Genomic DNA, 17,493 nt, shown 5'->3' on the forward strand with positions numbered 1-17,493 from the left:
AGGATCAGCGCCGGTTGATGCTCAGGGTGGAGACAGCGGCATCTATGGTGATGTAGATCTTATTGGTGGCAGCCGAAAAATCATCCGTCTGAAACGTATGATCCTTAACTTTATAAAATCCTTCCAGGTTACGGGAGGAAAGTACCGTGTTGGCTTTCACCTCACATCCCGATGACTGAGGTATGGAAAGGGTAATGGATGACGCACCTGCATCAATGGTGACATTCGTTTCCGGATAGGCATCACCCAGTTCAAGGTCAATGGAGGCCGCACCTCCATCAATATCGATCGTCCTGGTCCTGTAATCCTTCATATCCAGGGTGACAGCTGCAGCACCGATGTCCAGATCGAAATCCCAGACCGGATGGGGATTCAGTTTTATGTTCACTTTATGTTCCCTGGCGGGCCGTTGAATGTTTCCGGCCTCCAGCGTAAGTGAGATGATCTGTTTATCATCCGTATCCAGGGAGGTCATGCTGTAATTACCCCAGAAGCCTTTCCGCTCAAATTCGATCAGATTTGCCGAGGTATCGCCGATATGAAACTCACCCGCAGCTGCGTCCAGCCGGAGCTCGGCAGCAGCCAACGCAGAATCGTAAGGTTCGACCAGGTTCTGATAGGATGCCTCTGGGCCCCCGTACTTCTTTCGGTCAGGTTTGTTCCAATCATCTGTATCCCCCCTCCAGTTGTGAAAGGGCCGGGTCCATCCCCTGAAACCGGGATAAGTTACTTTGTTGTCGTTGACGACGAGAAAAAATGTGAACGCAACGATCAGAAATGAAACAAGGAGTTTGATCCATTCTTTCACCGGGATCATGGATATTCCCAGAAGTACCAGGATAACCGGCCAGAGACGAATGACCGACCACCACGTAAAATAGATTGCTCCGACGTTTTTTAGTATGATCAGAATGCCGATCAGAATAAGGATGGCACCCCAGAAAATTTTCTTAGTGCTCATGATTGATTTTTGTTTTTGTCTTTATATGCATTATAGACCAGTATGATCCCGCCGACAATGAGGAGAACAGGCCAGAGATCGCCAAAATGAATGCGGGGTAAAAATCTGTTCATCAAAAATAAAATTCCGATGGTTATCAGGATGATCCCGGCAACAAGGCTGCCATTGGTCTTTTCTTTTTTAGGATCCTTTGGCCCGGCTGGTGGCCCGGCTGGAACGGGATTAGGTGTGTTTATTGTTTCTTGGTCCATGATTGAAGATTTTTAATAACGGAGCCTCTCATCAGGAGAACTGATAAAACAGTGATTGGACGTAAAGATAAGAAAAAAGTTACAATTCCGGCTTATTTTCAACCGGCCAGTTCCTGATTCTTCCGATAGCCCCTTGCTGCAATGAATATACTGATCTCGTAAAGTCCATAGAGCGGGAGGGCGATCATGGTCTGACTGAAAACATCCGGTGGCGTAATAATGGCTGCGACGATCAGGATAAGGACCAGGGCATACTTGCGGTTCTTACGCATAAAATCAGAGGTCAGTATGCCGATCCGGGAGAAAAAATAAACAAAGACAGGCAGTTCAAACACAAGGCCAGTAGCGAACGTGAGGGTAACCACCGTGCCAAGATAGGATCTGAGCGAAATTTGATTCTGGACCATATCGCTCACCCGGTAAGAGCCCAGGAAATTCAAGGTCAGCGGGACAATTATGAAATAGCTGAACAAAACCCCTATGAAAAACAGCATGGACATGATCAGTACTGCGCCACCGGAATATTTACGTTCCCGGGACTTCAGTGCGGGCTTGATGAACCTCCAGATTTCCCAGAGCACATAGGGAACGGCCAGGATAAGTCCGGCGGAGAGTGAGATGTACATATGGGTCATGAACTGGCCCGACATGGTCAGGTTGACGATATTGAGCGCGAAATCATTGAAGCACAGGGCCGGCACCGACAATACATCGGCAAGCCTGCAGAACCACTGATTGGTGATGAAGTTGACGTCTTTTGGGGCCAGCAGAATGGTATCAAAAAGGATACTCCTGTTGATAAAGGCGACAACTGACAGGACAATGACAGCGATGGCCGACCGAAGGATGTGCCACCGGAGCTCTTCAAGGTGCTGCCAGAAGGACATCTCTTTTTCGGGATTGGATTCTCTGGTTTTTTTTGTAGACTTGGTTTCGGTCACGTGCGTGAACTTATCGTTTAAAAGGTACAGGCATCAGCAGGTAGGGATCAGGAACACCCGCCGCTTGCCACTTTTTTCTTCTTGATTTTTGTGGCGATCGTAGGTTTGGGTGCTGCGGGGGTAGTTTCCTGCGGTGACGGTGTCAGCTCATCCGCGCCGAGTGCCATTCCTGCACCTTTCCGGAAATCATATCTGGCAAATTCATCAGCCGGATCGGTCGAAGAGGGGGCGGAAGGATTCATGATCGTTTCAACCCAGTAGTTCAGACCCCCTTCCAGAACATAGTTGTTGGCATAGCCAAGTTGACGGAGAAGCATCCAGGCTTCATTTGAATGCGTGGCCCCATTGGAGTAGAACACATTCATGTAAACATCCTGGTCAAGGATATCGGTCCATTGATCCGACAGGATGTTATCCAGCGGTACATTGACAGCACCGGGAAGATGGAACTTATCAAATTCTTCGGGAGAGCGTACGTCAACCAAGCGCAGGTAAGGATCTTTATTGATGAGCATTTCAGCCACCTGGTCCGGGTGAATGAACTGAGTCCCGCTTTTCAGTTCCTCCAGCAACTGGTCGGAGGTCAATTTATAGGGTCTTGTTGTATTCACAGGAATGGCGGCGATGATAAAGCCAAGCAGGATCATCAGCAGGGAGATGACGACGCGGAAATTTAATTTGGAAAGCATAATCGATGAGGATTTGGATTAAAAACTAGTATTCTTCTCTGGGGAATTTTTTTTCAGCCCATTCTCCCACCCAAAACATACCAGCCGCCACGAGAATCATCAGTAAAACAAATACACCGGGTGAGATGTTCAATGCATCATTGACGGTAACGACACCCAGGTCTTTTGCCAGATACAGGTTCTGCCAGAGCGGAAATCCTTCTGCAAAAATAAAGATTCCAATGAAAAGGCCGCCGATGAACACAAGGGCGTCGATTTTACCGATGGCAGCACCACAAAAGCTTGTGCCCGGGCAGAATCCCCCCATGATGAAGCCAAGTCCCATGATGATCCCTCCAACAATGGTTGACCAGAGGTACGTGGGATTTACAAAAACATAGTCCAGTTCGATCCATCCAAATAAACTGAAAAACAGCAAGCCCAGTGCGGCAGTGATGGCTCCTGTAAAGAAAACTTTCAGGACAACGGTATCATAACCGTAGAACATACCTGCCAGTTTACGGCTGGAGGAGAAACCAGCCTGTTGAAGAACGGCACCGAAGCCAATGCCAATGAAGAAAGCCAATAGAAGATTGGTATTTTCTGATATTATTTCATTAACAATCAATGGTCCCATGGTAGAGCGAATTTAGATCCAGTTTTTTCTGAAGAAATAAGCAAATGCAAATGCAGTCCCAAAAATTGCCATCATCGAGATAAATCCCTGCAGGGAAAGAACAGCCATTCCGCTGAGGGCTGAGCCGCTGGTGCATCCCCGGCCCAGCTGGGAACCAAATCCAAACAGGGCACCTCCGATCAGGGCAAATACCAGACGGCGTTTCGATGTGATTTTGGGGGAATGTTCCACTTTCCATGTCAATCTCCGGGAAAGGATACCTGAAAGGAATGCACCGACCAGCACGCCGAGCATTTGATAAACCAACCAGGAATTCAATGGATTCCCTCCGTGGGATTCACCAAAATCCTTATAAAAAGTGGCATTGGCCGTATGGTCGGGGGCAATGGTTTCCATGGTTGCCACGATGGCCGACTTGACGGCGCCGCTGGCGCCGACACCCCGGCCGGCAATGAAATTGGCGGCAAGAACCACCAGTCCGAGCAACACTCCGGCGACATAGGGATTCATGTACCTGGTTTTCCTTACCTGTTTTGTATGTATTTCCATAGCATTGAAAGTATTTAATATAACCATCTGCTTGCCTGCCCTGCGTAGGCAATAATGAACCGGAACAGCAGCCCCCCGATCAACACCAGGATAGGTGCTATGATCAGTGGCAGCCTGTACCCTTTGATCTCCAGGACTTCAAGGATCGCCGGGAGGATAAGTCCCATAAAGACAACGAACAACCAGAAAGGGGTCGTATAAGGGCCTCCCAGAAACAACCCGGCTGCCTGGATCTGGACTTCCGTGCTTGCCATAAATCCCATGAACATATGGACGATAAGAAAGAGTTCAATGCCAATGAAAACCAGGTCCAGTTTTGCAAAATGAAGGCGCTCTTCATGTGATTTACTCATCAGTACGATGGCAGCGGCACCGGTCGAGAGGCCGGAAGTAAGAAACAACGGCCCAAGAATGGACGTGTTCCATAAGGGACGTGCATTGAACGCTGAAAGAAGGATACCTGTATATACCCCAAGGATCAGTGAAAGGATGATCAGGATCCAGGCGAGGATCTTTCTGTTTTTTTTGAAGAATTCGATGGGCTTCTCCAGCCAGTCAACCTTCCAGTTAAATCCCGGGAAAACATCTTTCAGGTAGATGGCACCCAGGACAACCGACAGCGGTGTAACGACCAGTAACGTCCAGGCCCCCCACGACATGGGTGATGTAAGTCGCAGGGTCGTGAAAAGCTGCCAGAAATACAGCCGGTGGTTCAGATCATAGATCAGAGCCAATAATCCAATGATCAACAGGATGGGCGTTATCAGGGGGGCAACTTTGACAGCTGTTCTGAATTTGTCTTCTTTCCCTTGCAGGATATAGAAGGAAGCGAAAACGAGTATACCTGCTGCAAGCCCTCCCAGGAACAGATACAGGGGGATTGGCCACTCCCAGATATGAAGCTCGGGATCGATTAAGGGATTCATCCTTCCGCTGACAATGATTTCCTCTTTCATAACGATCACCTTAGATTAAGAAAAAAAGATGCGGTTCAGTACCTGCTTCCGGGATCAGGGTTTTCCATTTCCTGATTTTCATGATCGTGGAGACATCGCTGTTTGGATCCTCCAGATCACCGAAATACAGGCATTTTGTCGGGCAAACGGCAACGCAGGCTGGTTTCAGTCCCTTCTGCACCCTGTTGGTCAAACAAAAGGTACACTTATCAGGGTATCCATCCGGATGGGGGAAGCGTGCATCGTAGGGGCAGGATGCAATGCAGGCACCGCATCCAATGCACTTGACGGGATTAACCAGGACGGTCCCACCGTCGGAATAATGGCTGGCGCCTGTGGGGCAACACCGCACACAGGGGGCATTTCCGCAATGATTGCAACGTTCTGAGCGGATTTCTATTTCCAATTGAGGAAACGTACCATCCACCACTTCTACCACCCAATCCCTGCAATATCCAATCGGAACATTGTTCTCAGTCTGGCAGGCAACCACGCAGTCACTGCATCCAACACATTTCCTGGTATCCACCGCCATTGCATATCTCATATGAATCCTCCTGTCAACTGGTTTTGAATTTATTCATCGGTTCATATCTCAGGAAGTTACAACCTGGCCGGCCGGATCTTCCAGAATAAATGTCACAAAATTTCCACGCATGCCTGTCCCACCCATGATCGGATCGACCCACACGCGGCTGATCAGTTCCGTATCGCTGGCCCCTTTTCCGTAGCACCGGGTCAGGCGTTTCTGGTCATGTCCGAATCCATGCACCATATAAACCGAATCCCAGCGAATGCGTTCCGTTACACGCACTTTCACGGGAAACGAGGAAACAATGCCATCCTGATTCCTCAACCATACATACTGATCATTTTTCATTCCCCACTGATTTGCCACTTTCGGATTGACCCAGAGTGAGTTTTCTTCCATGATATCCGTAAGGTTGGCATTGTTTGAGGTCCGGCTGAAGGTATGTACCGGGCTTCTTCCGTAGTTCAACCTGTAAAATCCTTCCGGCGGCTCTTCGTGCGGCGTGTAGTTAGGGATGGGATCAAAACCTTCAGCCTCAAATTCAGTGGAATAGAGTTCAATTTTACCTGAGGGGGTGTTGAATTCAATTTCCTCGCCATCGGCAAAATACAGATCATCGGCATCCCGTTCGAAGGTTTTTACACCGGTTCGCTGCATTTCTTCCAGGGAGGATCCTATTTGCCTGAGCTGCCAGTCCAGGACATCCTCCAGATTTTCGTAATCAAAATATTGCCGGATTTCCAGCTTTTTAGCCAGTTCCTTTGCGATCCACCAGGCAGGCTTGCTATCATATAAAGGGGGGCTTGCCGGCATTCGGAGAGCGATCTGTGGTTTCCGGTGCTGGCCCGCCCTGATGCTATCATACCGTTCAAGGTAGGTGCATTCAGGAAGAACCACATCGGCCCATCCGGTGATCTCCATCGGCATGGTATCAATCACGGCCAGCAGTTCAAGGTTCTGGATGGCTTCAAGGGTATTCTTTTGGTTGGGCAGGGTTTCAATGAGATTTGTCCCGCAAACGATCCAGCCTTTAAAATTACAGTCGCGATCAAATGAAGGGATGGTGGCGTCGCAGACCCCACTGGCCAGAACCGCTGAGGTAAGGTTATATTTTCCCGGGAAAGCCTCACGCCAGGTCCTTTTAGGAGTTGGAAATGCAGGGTGCGGAAATTCAGGCAATTCGTAATTCGCATTTCTGTAAAATCCGCCACGCCTTCCCCAGGAGCCAAGCAGGGCATTTAAGATCGCTATGGCCCGGCTTCGCTGGGTATCGTCACCATACCAGGTGACATGCCGTCCGGGATGAACGATCACGGCAGGTGAAGCGTGTCCCATTTCCCGCGCCGTTTCCCGGATGATATGCGGCTTGATCGTCGTAACACCATAGGCCCATTCGGGTGTTTTATCCCTTACGTGCGCTTTGAGCTGCTCAAAGCCTACCGTGTAACGTTCGACATAATCCCTGTCGTAAAGTTCTTCACCGATCAGAACATGCATCCAGGCAAGCAGCAGGGCTATGTCCGTTGCCGGTTTGATGGGAAGCCAGTATTTCGATTTGCTTGCAGCGGTGGAATAACGGGGATCCACCGTAATGATCGTTGCACCCTTGTCAATGGCATCCGACATCTCCTGAATCTGACCATTGTGCATGTTTTCACCGATATGGGACCCGATCAGCACCAGGCATCGCGTATCACGAATATCGGTATTCTCCGGAGAGTCGATGGATTCACCAAAGGTAGAGAGAAAGGCCACTTCGCGCGGGCCGCGGCACTGGGCAAAAGAAGGAGCTGCAATGTTGGTCGAACCGGTGGCTTTCAACAGGTCCCCGAAATACTTACCTCCGGAGCCATGCGTAAACAAAGCAACACATTCCGGCCCATGCTCACGGGCGATCTTTTGCATCTTCACGGCAAGGAAACTTAAGGCCTCGTCCCAGCTTGCCTCACGGAACGTCTGCCTGCCCCGTTCCTCGGTCCGGATCAAAGGTGTTTTCAGCCTGTCTTCATCGTAATACATCCCGACTCCCCCGGTACCTCTTGGGCATAACCTCCCATTACAATTCAGATCCTCTTCGTTGCCTTCAATCTTTTTGATCTTTCCCTGTTCGTCGAAATATACCCACCCCGCACACTTCCAGAAACAGATTTCACAATACGTGGGTACCCGTCGCAGCTGCCTGACGTTGCTGTCATCCTTCAGGAACTCCTTCAGGATCTCAGAGCCCCTGACCAGAGAAAGCGAACTTCCGGCTAAAGCCACTCCCCCAAGCCCCAGGGAGGAAATCCGGATAAATTCCCTTCTGTTCGTCATCATTATGGATTATGATCGTAAAACATTAATAATCAATCGATAGTAAGAGTATACCACAAAATTAACGAATTATTCCGTTTGACCAGCAAATCTCCGAAGTTTCAATTTTATCAACTAAATAATTATTAATCAATTTATTACACTAAATCAATAACACAAATGAATTTATGTATCTATTTACAATGTTGAAATCTACTGAATTATAATGATATTAAGAATGATTATAAATTTCATTCCCGCTGCTGGTTTTGAATGGTGTTCAACCACTGATCAGCTTTCATTAAGGCTGTTGATAAGGAAGCGATCGGGTGCAGGAAAAAATAACGTCCACGGGTAATGTTTTTCACCATTACCGGAAGAATGGAAAACGCAAGGTTCAACGACCAGTAGATATTTTTGCAACCATGATTCACCAGGTAGTGCTGGATGCGGGGATTTTTAAGTTCGACGCTTATTGCGGTGAAGCCAAGGATGACCAGGATGGCTCTGAAATTCAGCTGCAAGCCAACCCACACCCCCTCCCATTTGGATACGGAGGGTGCGGTCACAGGATTTGACCAGAAAAATGCGGACAAGATCAGAATGATCATCAATTGCAGCCAGAAAAAAGGCTTTTTCAGTCGCTTAAGGTGTTTGGCATAGAGGAACACGATGAGGATGCAATACAGGAAGGGCAGGATCAATCCAATGTAAATGTCTGCCATGTTAATGATATATAAACAAACCGGAATTGCCGCAAGATGAGCCAGCAGCATATAAATGGAGCGGTATCCCCCGGAAGATGCCGATGGACCGGATTGCTGAATCCCAGGATCTTCATCCGTAAGTTCTTCCGGGGGCACGGATCCGGCAGGCCTCTTCCCGATGGAATACCCCAGGATTGCTGCAATCACTCCAAAGATGACATAGGCAAAAATCAGGATCAGGATGATTACCCAGGGGTCGGCCTGCTGGATTCGGACCTGCCGGGCCGCAAAATAGTACAGGTTCAGGTAGATCTTGAAGAGGTCGGTTCCGTAGATGATCAACAGGGTGATGACTTTATGAATAAGGGCGCTCATCAGGCTAAACACCCCCCCGGTCATATAGCCCGCCAGGTTTCTGCCAAAGATGTTGACAAACAACTGCAACAGAACGGCCTCCGCAAAAATGCCGGTCATGGGGCCCAGAATGACGGCACTGGGAGAGACCGACTTCATCAGGGCACAGATCAGACCCGCCCTCCAGATCAATCCCTTTTCAGGCCATAATCTCGAAAATGAAACCATTAAAATGACGCCAAAAAAAGCGAGTATGGAGCCCGAGAACGGGATACGCAGATTATGCATAAAACTGCCCAAAATGATCTCCACCGATGCCCATAATCCCCCTGCGATGGCAGCTTTTTGCCAGATCAGGCTCCGGCTTTGGTCAGCAGTTTCGCGCTCCTGCAAAATGAGATGCAGGAAACGTTCAGGGGTGATGTCGGCTATTCGCACCACCTTTGCATCTGTCAGATGCCAGTGATCCCTGACCCTGTCTGCAAGTGATTCGCGCACTACCAGAAGGATGATTCCAGCAGGCACATCGTGTAAGGTTTCCAGAAATGTCGCCCAGCCCCCCTTTTGAAGTTCCAGCCCCCCGACCTCATCAATGATGAGCACGTCAGGAGAGGTATGGCAGGTTTTTCTCAAAGCCTCCAGTCCGAAATCCACACCGCTCTGCTTGAAGAAAAAATGATGATACGGAATGTCACTGCCTTCATCCACACGATCGCAAAGCAGCGAGGTCCGGCCGTTTTCAAGGTCCCTTACGTGAAACCGGTCACGTTCACCATCCTTCCAGGTACCGGTTGAACAAATCCCTCCGACCTGAATATGCTCCCCTGCCAGCAGGCGGGCAAGGTTCATCACCCAGCTGGTCTTCCCTTCACCCTTTTTTCCGGTAATCAAAAAAATCATGGTGATGGATCCTTTCCATAGAAAAGACAGCTGTCTCCATAACTTAAAAATCGAAACCCCTGGTCCAAAGCATATTGATAGGCCTGTTTCCAGTCGTCACCAATGAAAGCTGCAACAAGCAATAACAGCGTACTCCGGGGTTGGTGAAAATTGGTGATCAGTATATCCGTCAGGCGGAACCGGTAGCCGGGTACAATCATCAGGCTGGTCTGACCGTCCAGGTCCGTTATCCTCCTTTTATGCATCAAATCCAGGATAGCTTCCAGAGCATCCCTGTTCAAAATCCGGTCACTTCGAGCCTGTTGCCGGTAGGGTTCCCACTGGCTGATCACAAAGGGGGTATCCGTCCCGTGGGTCTGGATCAGCTTAACACCATACCAGTAAAGGCTTTCCAGGGTCCGGACGGTGGTGGTACCCACGGCGATCAGCTTACTGTAATCCCCTTTAATGAGTGACCGGATCAGGTTCACAGAAATGCGGATCTTCTCTGTATGCATGACATGGTCATCGATCCGTGAAGTTACGATGGGTGTAAAGGTACCTGCTCCAATATGCAGGGTGACCTCCGCACGTTTGATCTTTTTTTCCTGGAGCCGTTTCAGTACCTGCTCCGTAAAATGCAAACCAGCTGTTGGAGCAGCCACGGAGCCATCCGTACAGGCAAAAAGAGTTTGGTACCGGATGGCATCGAGGGAAACCGGTTCACGCTGAATATAAGGCGGCAGCGGAATTTTTCCAAAAAATTCCAGCACTTCGGCGAAAGAAAAGTGCCCGGGATTCCAGCAAAAACGTATGTTGCCGGGATTCGTTGCCGATCCGGTCCGCTCAGCATAAAACGTGATCTTTTCTCCATGGCAATAAGCCGATGCAGAAAGAGGCCCCTGTTTCCATCGCTTTGCATTGCCCACCAGGCAATGCCAGGTCACCCCGGAAGGTTGGACAAAGGCCGACTGTATCTCCTGCACTGGTTCAACAGGATTCAAACAGAACACTTCCACCCTGGCTCCGGTTGGCTTCTGAAACAGAAGACGGGCATGGATCACGCGGGTGTCATTGACTACCATCAGCCCCTTCTCGGGCAGGTGATCCGCAAGATTCTGAAAAGTGTCCTCACGGATGGAGTGATCGCTATAAAGAAGAAGTTTTGACTGATCTCTTTCTGCCAGGGGAAACTGGCTGATACGGTCAGCAGGCAACTCGTACGTGAAATCACTGATCAGAAATTCCATGCTATTTGTGCAGATCCCTTTTCATTACAATGATGCAGGAATTGTTTTGACACACAAAAATAACGATAATCATACCCGAATCAATGTATTTTTGCATACCGGGAGAATGATCCCCGTAATTCATCCATCAGCACTCACCATGAAAAAGAACATTCCAAATCTGATCACCCTGCTGAACTTAGTATCAGGGACACTGGCGATCCTGTTTATTCTCCGCAATCAATTACTCATGGGCTCTCTCTGCATAACGGTGGCACTTGTGCTGGATTTTCTTGATGGGTTTATGGCCAGACTGCTCCATGCCCGCTCGCCGATGGGGGAGCAACTGGATTCGTTGGCCGACCTGGTCTCATTTGGAGTGGCTCCTGGTTTTATCGTCTGGACCCTGATGGACGGTTCCACTGGATCTGAAGGAGGACTTTTTGCCAATCTGATTCCCTTCATCTTTGTGCTCATTCCCGTATTTTCTGCGATCAGGCTCGCCCGGTTTACGATTGACGCTTCCCAGAAATACACATTTAGAGGATTACCAACACCAGCCAGCGCGATCTTCATCGGAGCGCTTCCGGTGATACTGGCCGACAAAAATACATCATCCCACGTACAGAGTTTCATTTCCGATCCCCTGGTCCTCCTGGTAACTACGCTTCTGATATCTTTTCTGATGGTCGCGCCAGTCAACATGCTCTCCCTGAAGTTCAGGGATTTTTCCTGGAAATCGAATGGATTGCGCTATCTGATCCTGCTGGTCTCGGTAATCCTGATTCCTTTGCTCAGGGCAGGTGCCTTCCCTGTCATCATCTTCATTTACGTACTGGTATCGGTCTTCTTTATCCCTCAACGATGGTGGCCTGCCAGGCAAGAGTAATATCCGGATGATCGCATGTTGCGTTTCAATCTTTCCAGTAATTCCGCCCCTGTTTTTTTCATAATTTTGCAACCAGATTGGAAAATTGCTCTAAAGAATCATGAGGAGCCCTGTCAATTTCAACCTTCTGAGGCCAGCACTCATCCTGTTGTTTGTTTTTCTTTTCATCCCCACGGAAAACAATTATGGTCTTCAACGTATGGTAAACGCGGAGGTTTTGACCATGGAGGAAGAAAATCGACTTACAGCATTGCTTTTCAGACAGATGTATCGCCGGTTTGACTCCATCGTGGATGTCTGTCATCATTCTTTAGGATTCAATGGGAACATTTTGCTGGCGCATGATAATGAGATTGTTTACCAGGCCTGCTCAGGTTATGAAGATGCACATCTGATCAGATTAAGGCCAGAAACGTCCTTTCAGCTGGCCTCGGTAAGCAAGCAATTCACTGCCATGGCCATACTGATCCTGGAAGCAGAAGGCAAGCTAAGGCTGGATGATCCGCTTCGTAACTCCATTCCTGAATTACCCTACCAGGGGGTGACCATCCGGCATTTATTGAATCACACATCAGGTGTTCCCAACTACCTCTGGTACATTGATCAATACTGGACATCCGACAGCCTGTTACCCACCAACGAAGACCTGGTCAGCATTCTTGCTGAACACGGTGATCGGATGAATTTTGATCCCGGCGAAAGGTTCTCATACTCCAATACGGGTTATGCCCTGCTGGCCAGTGTGGTGGAACGCATCTCGGGACAATCCTTCGGATCCTTTCTTACGGAGAGGATTTTCATACCGCTACATATGGAAAATGCCTCCGTGCATGCCCCGAACGTGCGTGCTGCCGATCCCTTCTATCTGGTTGGGTATCGCTGGAACCGCTCAGAGAAAAATGCTTTCCAGACGGTGATGCATGATGGTATCGTGGGCGATAAGGGAGTTTATGCTTCTGTGGAGGATCTCTTTAAGTGGGATCAGGCCCTCAACAGTGGTAAACTGGTTCCGCATCGGAGCATTCAGCAGGCCATTACAGCCGGAAAGCTGGACAGTGACCGTGAAATACCCTATGGTTTCGGTTTCCGGCTTGATTTTGACAGCACTTCAAAGGTGGTCTATCATTATGGTCGCTGGAGCGGATTCCGTACCGCATTTGTCAAGTACCTGCCCGACAATCTGACCATCATCGTACTGAACAACACCAGTTTCAATGGAGTGGACCAGATCGTTGAGGCTTTTAGGGAAACATGGGTAGACCTGTCGGTTTGCCAGGCTTCAAAAGAAATCGCTCAAGCGTTACTTACCGGGGGAATGGAAAAAGGTTTGGCCCTTTACTCGGCCCAGAGCAATGATGCCAGGGAATGGGTCACCCGGTCAAAGGTTTTCCTGCGTATGGCAGATTATCTTGAAAGCCAGGGCAAAGCACACAAAGCAAAAGAAGTTCGTGAATTTTGCCAGGCTTTACCGGCGTAATTCAAATTTCTCTCCAAGGTAGACTTTTCTGACGTGTTCATCGTGTGCCAGCTCCTCGGATGTTCCTGATTTCATGATTGCACCTTCGAATAACAGATAGGAGCGGTCGGTGATTGAAAGCGTTTCATGGACGTTGTGGTCAGTGATCAGAACGCCGATGTTTTTATCTTTCAGTTTGGAGACGATGTACTGAATGTCTTCCACTGCTATGGGATCAACCCCTGCAAACGGTTCGTCGAGCAAAATGAACCTGGGATCGACGGCCAGCGCCCGGGCGATCTCTGTACGTCTTCTCTCTCCGCCTGAAAGGGTAATGCCCTTACTGTTCCTGACATGCTGAAGGCCAAATTCTTCGATCAGCGTTTCCAGTTTGACTTTTTGTTCCTGCCTGGTCAGTTTAGTAAATTCCAGGACTGCCTTCAGGTTATCTTCCACCGTCAGCGCCCGGAAAACGGAAGCCTCCTGCGACAGGTATCCGATGCCCAGTTTAGCCCTTTTGTACATCGGTTCGTGCGTAATTTCCAGGTCATCCAGGAAGACCTTACCTGAAAAGGGTTTGATCAATCCGACGATGATATAAAAAGACGTGGTTTTCCCTGCACCGTTTGGTCCGAGCAAGCCGACGATCTCCCCCTGATGCACCTCAATGGAGACATCATTGACCACAATTCTGTTCTTGTATTTTTTTACAAGATTCTTTGCATAGAGCATCTTAAAGGGTATTCCTAGATGATTCCTTCTTTGAGTATGTCGTGCAGATGAATGACGCCCGCATAACGGCCCTCATCCAAAACCAGCAACTGCGTTATATTGTTCTGCCTCATCACATCCAGTGCTTCGGAGACCAGGGTGTTCTGATCGATGGTACGGGGATTCTTCGTCATGATATCCCGGGCACGTATCGAATCAAGCGGGATATTTTTCTGAAGCATCCGCCGCAGGTCGCCATCGGTAATGATACCGACCAGCCGCTCATCTTCCATGACCGCTGTAGCGCCCAGCCGTTTTGAAGAGATCTCGATGATGGTCTGGTTGACATTTGCCTGGCTGTCGACCCGGGGAATTTCATTGTTGATAGAAAGATCGCTGACTTTGAGGTACAATTTTTTACCGAGCGATCCCCCGGGATGGTACCTGGCAAAGTCCTTCACGGTGAATCCATGGCATTCGATCAAACAGACAGCCAGAGCATCGCCCATGGCCAGCTGGGCAGCCGTACTGGAAGTCGGGGCAAGGTTGTTGGGACAAGCCTCCTTCCGGACGGCGGTACAGATGACCAGGTCGGCAGTTCGGGCCAGGTAGGATTCAGGGTTCCCGACCATTGCAATCAGTTTGTTCCCCAGGAGTTTCAACAGGGGAAGCATTACTTTTATCTCCGGGGTTTCGCCGCTTTTGGAGATACAGATGATGATATCGTCATCCCTGATCATCCCCAGATCTCCGTGGATGGCATCGGCTGCATGTAAAAAAATGGCACGGGTTCCTGTGGAGTTAAGGGTGGATACGATTTTATTGGCGATATGGGCGCTTTTACCGATACCCGTAATGATCACCCTTCCTGTTGAATGATAGATCATCTCAATGCATCTGTAAAAATCATCATCCACATAATTTATCAGGTGCAGGATGGCTTCCGACTCATCCCGCAGTGTCTGACGTGCAATCTGTTTAATTTCCCCGGCTGATTTCAATTATTTCTGATCTGTTGTGATACACGAGTTAAAACCACATCCTGCAAATTTACAACTTCCGTGCTTTATCCCTTAAGTTTATGTGGTTATAATAAAATGTTGAAAGCCATTGTTTATTGTATTATATTTATAAAAGAATTTTTATCATTTTTTTAAGCATCATTTAAAAAGTATTTTATATAAATTTGTGTATAGAGGAATGAATTTAAGCGCTGCGGGATTAATGGAAACAGCGGATCAGGTGTTTTTTGAATTGATAAGTAAATGGAGACCAGGACTATTTTTTCACTTCATCAACTGTTAAAGAAGTTTTTCGGATTTGATACCTTTAAAGGTAACCAGGAAGCCATCATTGAAAACTTACTGTCGGGGAACAATTCCTTCGTCATCATGCCGACGGGTGGAGGCAAATCGATGTGCTACCAGCTTCCCGCCCTGATCAAGGAGGGGACGGCCATTATCATTTCCCCTCTGATCGCCCTGATGAAGAACCAGGTTGACTCGATCCGTAATTTCGGCACTGAAACAGGTATCGCCCATTTTCTGAATTCTTCGCTCTCAAAAAACGAGATCACTCAGGTCAAGCGCGATCTTGTGACCGGAAAAACGAAGTTGCTTTACGTGGCGCCCGAGTCGCTCACCAAGGATGAAAATGTCCTCTTCCTGAAGGATATCAATATTTCCTTTTATGCCATCGATGAGGCTCACTGCATATCAGAATGGGGGCATGACTTCAGGCCTGAATACAGAAGAATACGGCCCATCATTGAAAGCATCGGTCAGGATGTTCCCGTGATTGCACTCACCGCTACGGCCACTGTAAAAGTTCAGCAGGATATTCAGAAGAATTTAAAAATTCAGGATGCTGTTGTCTTCAAATCTTCCTTCGACAGGCCCAATATTTATTACGAGGTCCGGCCCAAAACCAAGGAAGTCGTCAAAGACATCATCCGTTATATTAAGAACAATTCCGGCAAGTCGGGGATTGTCTACTGTTTGAGCCGTAAAAAAGTGGAAGAGCTTGCGGAAACACTGAAAGTCAACGGAATAAGGGCTCTCCCCTATCATGCAGGCCTTGACGCCACCACCCGCAGGACCAACCAGGATAAATTTTTAATGGAAGAACCCGAAGTCATTGTTGCTACCATTGCTTTCGGTATGGGCATCGATAAGCCCGATGTGCGTTTTGTGATCCACCACGACATGCCCAAGAGCATCGAGGGGTATTACCAGGAAACCGGAAGGGCCGGGCGTGATGACGGTGAAGGAAACTGCATTGCGTTTTACAGTTACGACGATATCCTGAAGCTGGAAAAATTCAACAAGGACAAAGGGGTTGCCGAACAGGAAATCGCCAAGCAACTGCTGATGGAAACCGTCGCCTATGCTGAATCCTCGGTCTGCCGTCATAAACTCCTTCTTCATTACTTCGGCGAAATATACACACGCGACGGTTGCGGTGCCTGTGATAACTGCCTGCACCCCAAAACCAGGTTCGAAGGCAAAAAATATGTGGAACTTGTCCTGGAAACGGTTGAAACCACCAAGCAACAGTTCAAGGCAAAGCATATCATCAATATCATTACAGGGAAACCTTCCTCAACCATCAAACAAATGAGGCATCACCAGCTGGAGATGTTCGGAAGAGGAATGGAGGAGGATGAAAAATTCTGGAATGCCGTTATCCGGCAGACGCTCATCGAACGCCTGCTTATCAAGGACATTGAAAACTACGGCATCCTGAAGATCACACCGGAAGGGAAAAAGTTCCTGAACAAGCCCTATTCGATCATGCTTTCCCGGGATCATGATTACGATAATCCGGAAGAGGAAGAGGATATGATCGGAAGTGCCCACAAAACCAGCACAACGGATAAAACCCTGTTCTCCCTGCTGAAAGACCTCCGCAAAGAGATCTCCCGGAAAGAAAACCTTCCGCCGTTTGTCATCTTCCAGGATCCTTCCCTGGAGGACATGGCGATCCAGTACCCGGTGAATGAAGAGGAGCTGAAACAGATTACAGGTGTCGGTGTCGGAAAGGCCCAGAAATACGGAAGGCCTTTTTTGGAACTCATAAAACAATATGTGGAAGAAAACGAGATCATCCGGCCCAACGACATGGTGGTCAAATCGGTGATCAATAAGTCGGGACTGAAAGTCTATATCATTCAAAACATTGACCGGAAAATATCCCTTGAAGATATCGCCTTTGCCAAAAACCTGACGCTCGGGGAACTGCTGACCGAGATTGAAAGCATTGTTTCCAGCGGTACAAAGCTCGACATTAACTATTACATCGATGAATTTGTAGATCCCTACCACCAGGAAGAAATCTTTGAATATTTCAGGGAAGCTGAATCTGACTCTGTCGAAAAAGCCCTTACCGTCCTTGGAGAAGATGAATACACAGAAGATGAAATCCGGTTGATGCGGATCAAATTCCTTTCGGAACTGGGCAATTAATTCTTAAACTTTTTTAA

16 protein-coding genes are annotated in these 17,493 nt (G+C 48.4%); 3 read left to right on the forward strand and 13 right to left on the reverse strand.

Going from position 1 to position 17,493, the window contains the following annotated elements; genetic code table 11:
• Nucleotides 1-4: 4 nt before the first annotated feature.
• The 11 genes from PKI34_01755 to PKI34_01805 all read right to left on the reverse strand — a co-directional run bounded on the left by PKI34_01755 (nt 5) and on the right by PKI34_01805 (nt 10,977).
• Complete coding sequence (locus PKI34_01755) at nt 5-961, reverse strand: DUF5668 domain-containing protein (protein ID HNS16530.1); 957 nt, start codon at nt 959-961, stop codon at nt 5-7.
• Nucleotides 958-1,212, reverse strand: coding sequence for a DUF5668 domain-containing protein (locus PKI34_01760; GenBank protein ID HNS16531.1), 255 nt, complete (start codon nt 1,210-1,212; stop codon nt 958-960). Before PKI34_01760 ends, PKI34_01755 begins: the two co-directional genes overlap by 4 nt.
• 98 nt (nt 1,213-1,310) lie before the next feature.
• Entirely contained in the window at nt 1,311-2,153 is an 843-nt protein-coding gene (gene tatC, locus PKI34_01765; GenBank protein HNS16532.1) for a twin-arginine translocase subunit TatC, read from the reverse strand.
• 47 nt (nt 2,154-2,200) lie between these two features.
• Nucleotides 2,201-2,842 (reverse strand): rhodanese-like domain-containing protein, encoded by a 642-nt coding sequence (locus tag PKI34_01770; GenBank protein ID HNS16533.1) that lies wholly within the window; start codon nt 2,840-2,842, stop codon nt 2,201-2,203.
• 25 nt (nt 2,843-2,867) lie between these two features.
• Nucleotides 2,868-3,458, reverse strand: coding sequence for a YeeE/YedE thiosulfate transporter family protein (locus PKI34_01775; GenBank protein ID HNS16534.1), 591 nt, complete (start codon nt 3,456-3,458; stop codon nt 2,868-2,870).
• Between the two features lie 12 nt (nt 3,459-3,470).
• Nucleotides 3,471-4,007, reverse strand: coding sequence for a YeeE/YedE thiosulfate transporter family protein (locus PKI34_01780; protein HNS16535.1), 537 nt, complete (start codon nt 4,005-4,007; stop codon nt 3,471-3,473).
• Nucleotides 4,008-4,021: 14 nt separating this feature from the next.
• A complete protein-coding gene (nrfD, locus tag PKI34_01785; GenBank protein ID HNS16536.1) occupies nt 4,022-4,963 on the reverse strand; it encodes a polysulfide reductase NrfD in 942 nt (313 codons plus the stop codon).
• A 10-nt stretch (nt 4,964-4,973) separates the two neighbouring features.
• Nucleotides 4,974-5,510, reverse strand: coding sequence for a 4Fe-4S dicluster domain-containing protein (locus tag PKI34_01790; GenBank protein HNS16537.1), 537 nt, complete (start codon nt 5,508-5,510; stop codon nt 4,974-4,976).
• Nucleotides 5,511-5,558: 48 nt separating this feature from the next.
• Entirely contained in the window at nt 5,559-7,811 is a 2,253-nt protein-coding gene (locus tag PKI34_01795) for a molybdopterin-dependent oxidoreductase (GenBank protein HNS16538.1), read from the reverse strand.
• Between the two features lie 227 nt (nt 7,812-8,038).
• Nucleotides 8,039-9,748, reverse strand: coding sequence for a nucleoside-triphosphatase (locus PKI34_01800; GenBank protein HNS16539.1), 1,710 nt, complete (start codon nt 9,746-9,748; stop codon nt 8,039-8,041).
• Nucleotides 9,745-10,977: an S-adenosylmethionine:tRNA ribosyltransferase-isomerase gene (locus tag PKI34_01805; GenBank protein ID HNS16540.1), complete on the reverse strand. Its 1,233-nt coding sequence runs from the start codon at nt 10,975-10,977 to the stop codon at nt 9,745-9,747. Before PKI34_01805 ends, PKI34_01800 begins: the two co-directional genes overlap by 4 nt.
• 139 nt (nt 10,978-11,116) lie before the next feature.
• Between PKI34_01805 and PKI34_01810 the strand changes: the two genes are divergently transcribed.
• Nucleotides 11,117-11,845, forward strand: a complete 729-nt coding sequence (locus PKI34_01810) for a CDP-alcohol phosphatidyltransferase family protein (GenBank protein HNS16541.1) — start codon at nt 11,117-11,119, stop codon at nt 11,843-11,845.
• Nucleotides 11,846-11,945: 100 nt separating this feature from the next.
• Nucleotides 11,946-13,322 (forward strand): serine hydrolase domain-containing protein, encoded by a 1,377-nt coding sequence (locus PKI34_01815; protein HNS16542.1) that lies wholly within the window; start codon nt 11,946-11,948, stop codon nt 13,320-13,322.
• Here PKI34_01815 and lptB read toward each other — a convergent pair.
• Nucleotides 13,311-14,033 (reverse strand): LPS export ABC transporter ATP-binding protein, encoded by a 723-nt coding sequence (gene lptB / locus PKI34_01820; protein ID HNS16543.1) that lies wholly within the window; start codon nt 14,031-14,033, stop codon nt 13,311-13,313. The two genes, PKI34_01815 and lptB, sit on opposite strands and share 12 nt — an antisense overlap.
• A 14-nt stretch (nt 14,034-14,047) precedes the next feature.
• Complete coding sequence (locus tag PKI34_01825; GenBank protein HNS16544.1) at nt 14,048-15,013, reverse strand: KpsF/GutQ family sugar-phosphate isomerase; 966 nt, start codon at nt 15,011-15,013, stop codon at nt 14,048-14,050.
• 264 nt (nt 15,014-15,277) lie between these two features.
• Between PKI34_01825 and recQ the strand changes: the two genes are divergently transcribed.
• Nucleotides 15,278-17,476 (forward strand): DNA helicase RecQ, encoded by a 2,199-nt coding sequence (gene recQ, locus PKI34_01830; protein HNS16545.1) that lies wholly within the window; start codon nt 15,278-15,280, stop codon nt 17,474-17,476.
• The last annotated feature ends 17 nt before the right edge of the window (nt 17,477-17,493 follow it).

Source organism: Bacteroidales bacterium, assembly GCA_035342335.1.
Taxonomy (GTDB): Bacteria; Bacteroidota; Bacteroidia; order Bacteroidales; family JAGONC01; genus JAGONC01.

Bases quoted from the DNA above. Each gene is read 5' to 3' on its own strand.
- PKI34_01755 (HNS16530.1), bottom strand. From the start codon at position 961: ATGAGCACTAAGAAAATTTTCTGGGGTGCCATCCTTATTCTGATCGGC.
- PKI34_01760 (HNS16531.1), bottom strand. From the start codon at position 1,212: ATGGACCAAGAAACAATAAACACACCTAATCCCGTTCCAGCCGGGCCA.
- PKI34_01770 (HNS16533.1), bottom strand. From the start codon at position 2,842: ATGCTTTCCAAATTAAATTTCCGCGTCGTCATCTCCCTGCTGATGATC.
- PKI34_01775 (HNS16534.1), bottom strand. From the start codon at position 3,458: ATGGGACCATTGATTGTTAATGAAATAATATCAGAAAATACCAATCTT.
- PKI34_01780 (HNS16535.1), bottom strand. From the start codon at position 4,007: ATGGAAATACATACAAAACAGGTAAGGAAAACCAGGTACATGAATCCC.
- nrfD (HNS16536.1), bottom strand. From the start codon at position 4,963: ATGAAAGAGGAAATCATTGTCAGCGGAAGGATGAATCCCTTAATCGAT.
- PKI34_01790 (HNS16537.1), bottom strand. From the start codon at position 5,510: ATGAGATATGCAATGGCGGTGGATACCAGGAAATGTGTTGGATGCAGT.
- PKI34_01795 (HNS16538.1), bottom strand. From the start codon at position 7,811: ATGATGACGAACAGAAGGGAATTTATCCGGATTTCCTCCCTGGGGCTT.
- PKI34_01800 (HNS16539.1), bottom strand. From the start codon at position 9,748: ATGATTTTTTTGATTACCGGAAAAAAGGGTGAAGGGAAGACCAGCTGG.
- PKI34_01805 (HNS16540.1), bottom strand. From the start codon at position 10,977: ATGGAATTTCTGATCAGTGATTTCACGTACGAGTTGCCTGCTGACCGT.
- PKI34_01810 (HNS16541.1), top strand. From the start codon at position 11,117: ATGAAAAAGAACATTCCAAATCTGATCACCCTGCTGAACTTAGTATCA.
- PKI34_01815 (HNS16542.1), top strand. From the start codon at position 11,946: ATGAGGAGCCCTGTCAATTTCAACCTTCTGAGGCCAGCACTCATCCTG.
- lptB (HNS16543.1), bottom strand. From the start codon at position 14,033: ATGCTCTATGCAAAGAATCTTGTAAAAAAATACAAGAACAGAATTGTG.
- recQ (HNS16545.1), top strand. From the start codon at position 15,278: ATGGAGACCAGGACTATTTTTTCACTTCATCAACTGTTAAAGAAGTTT.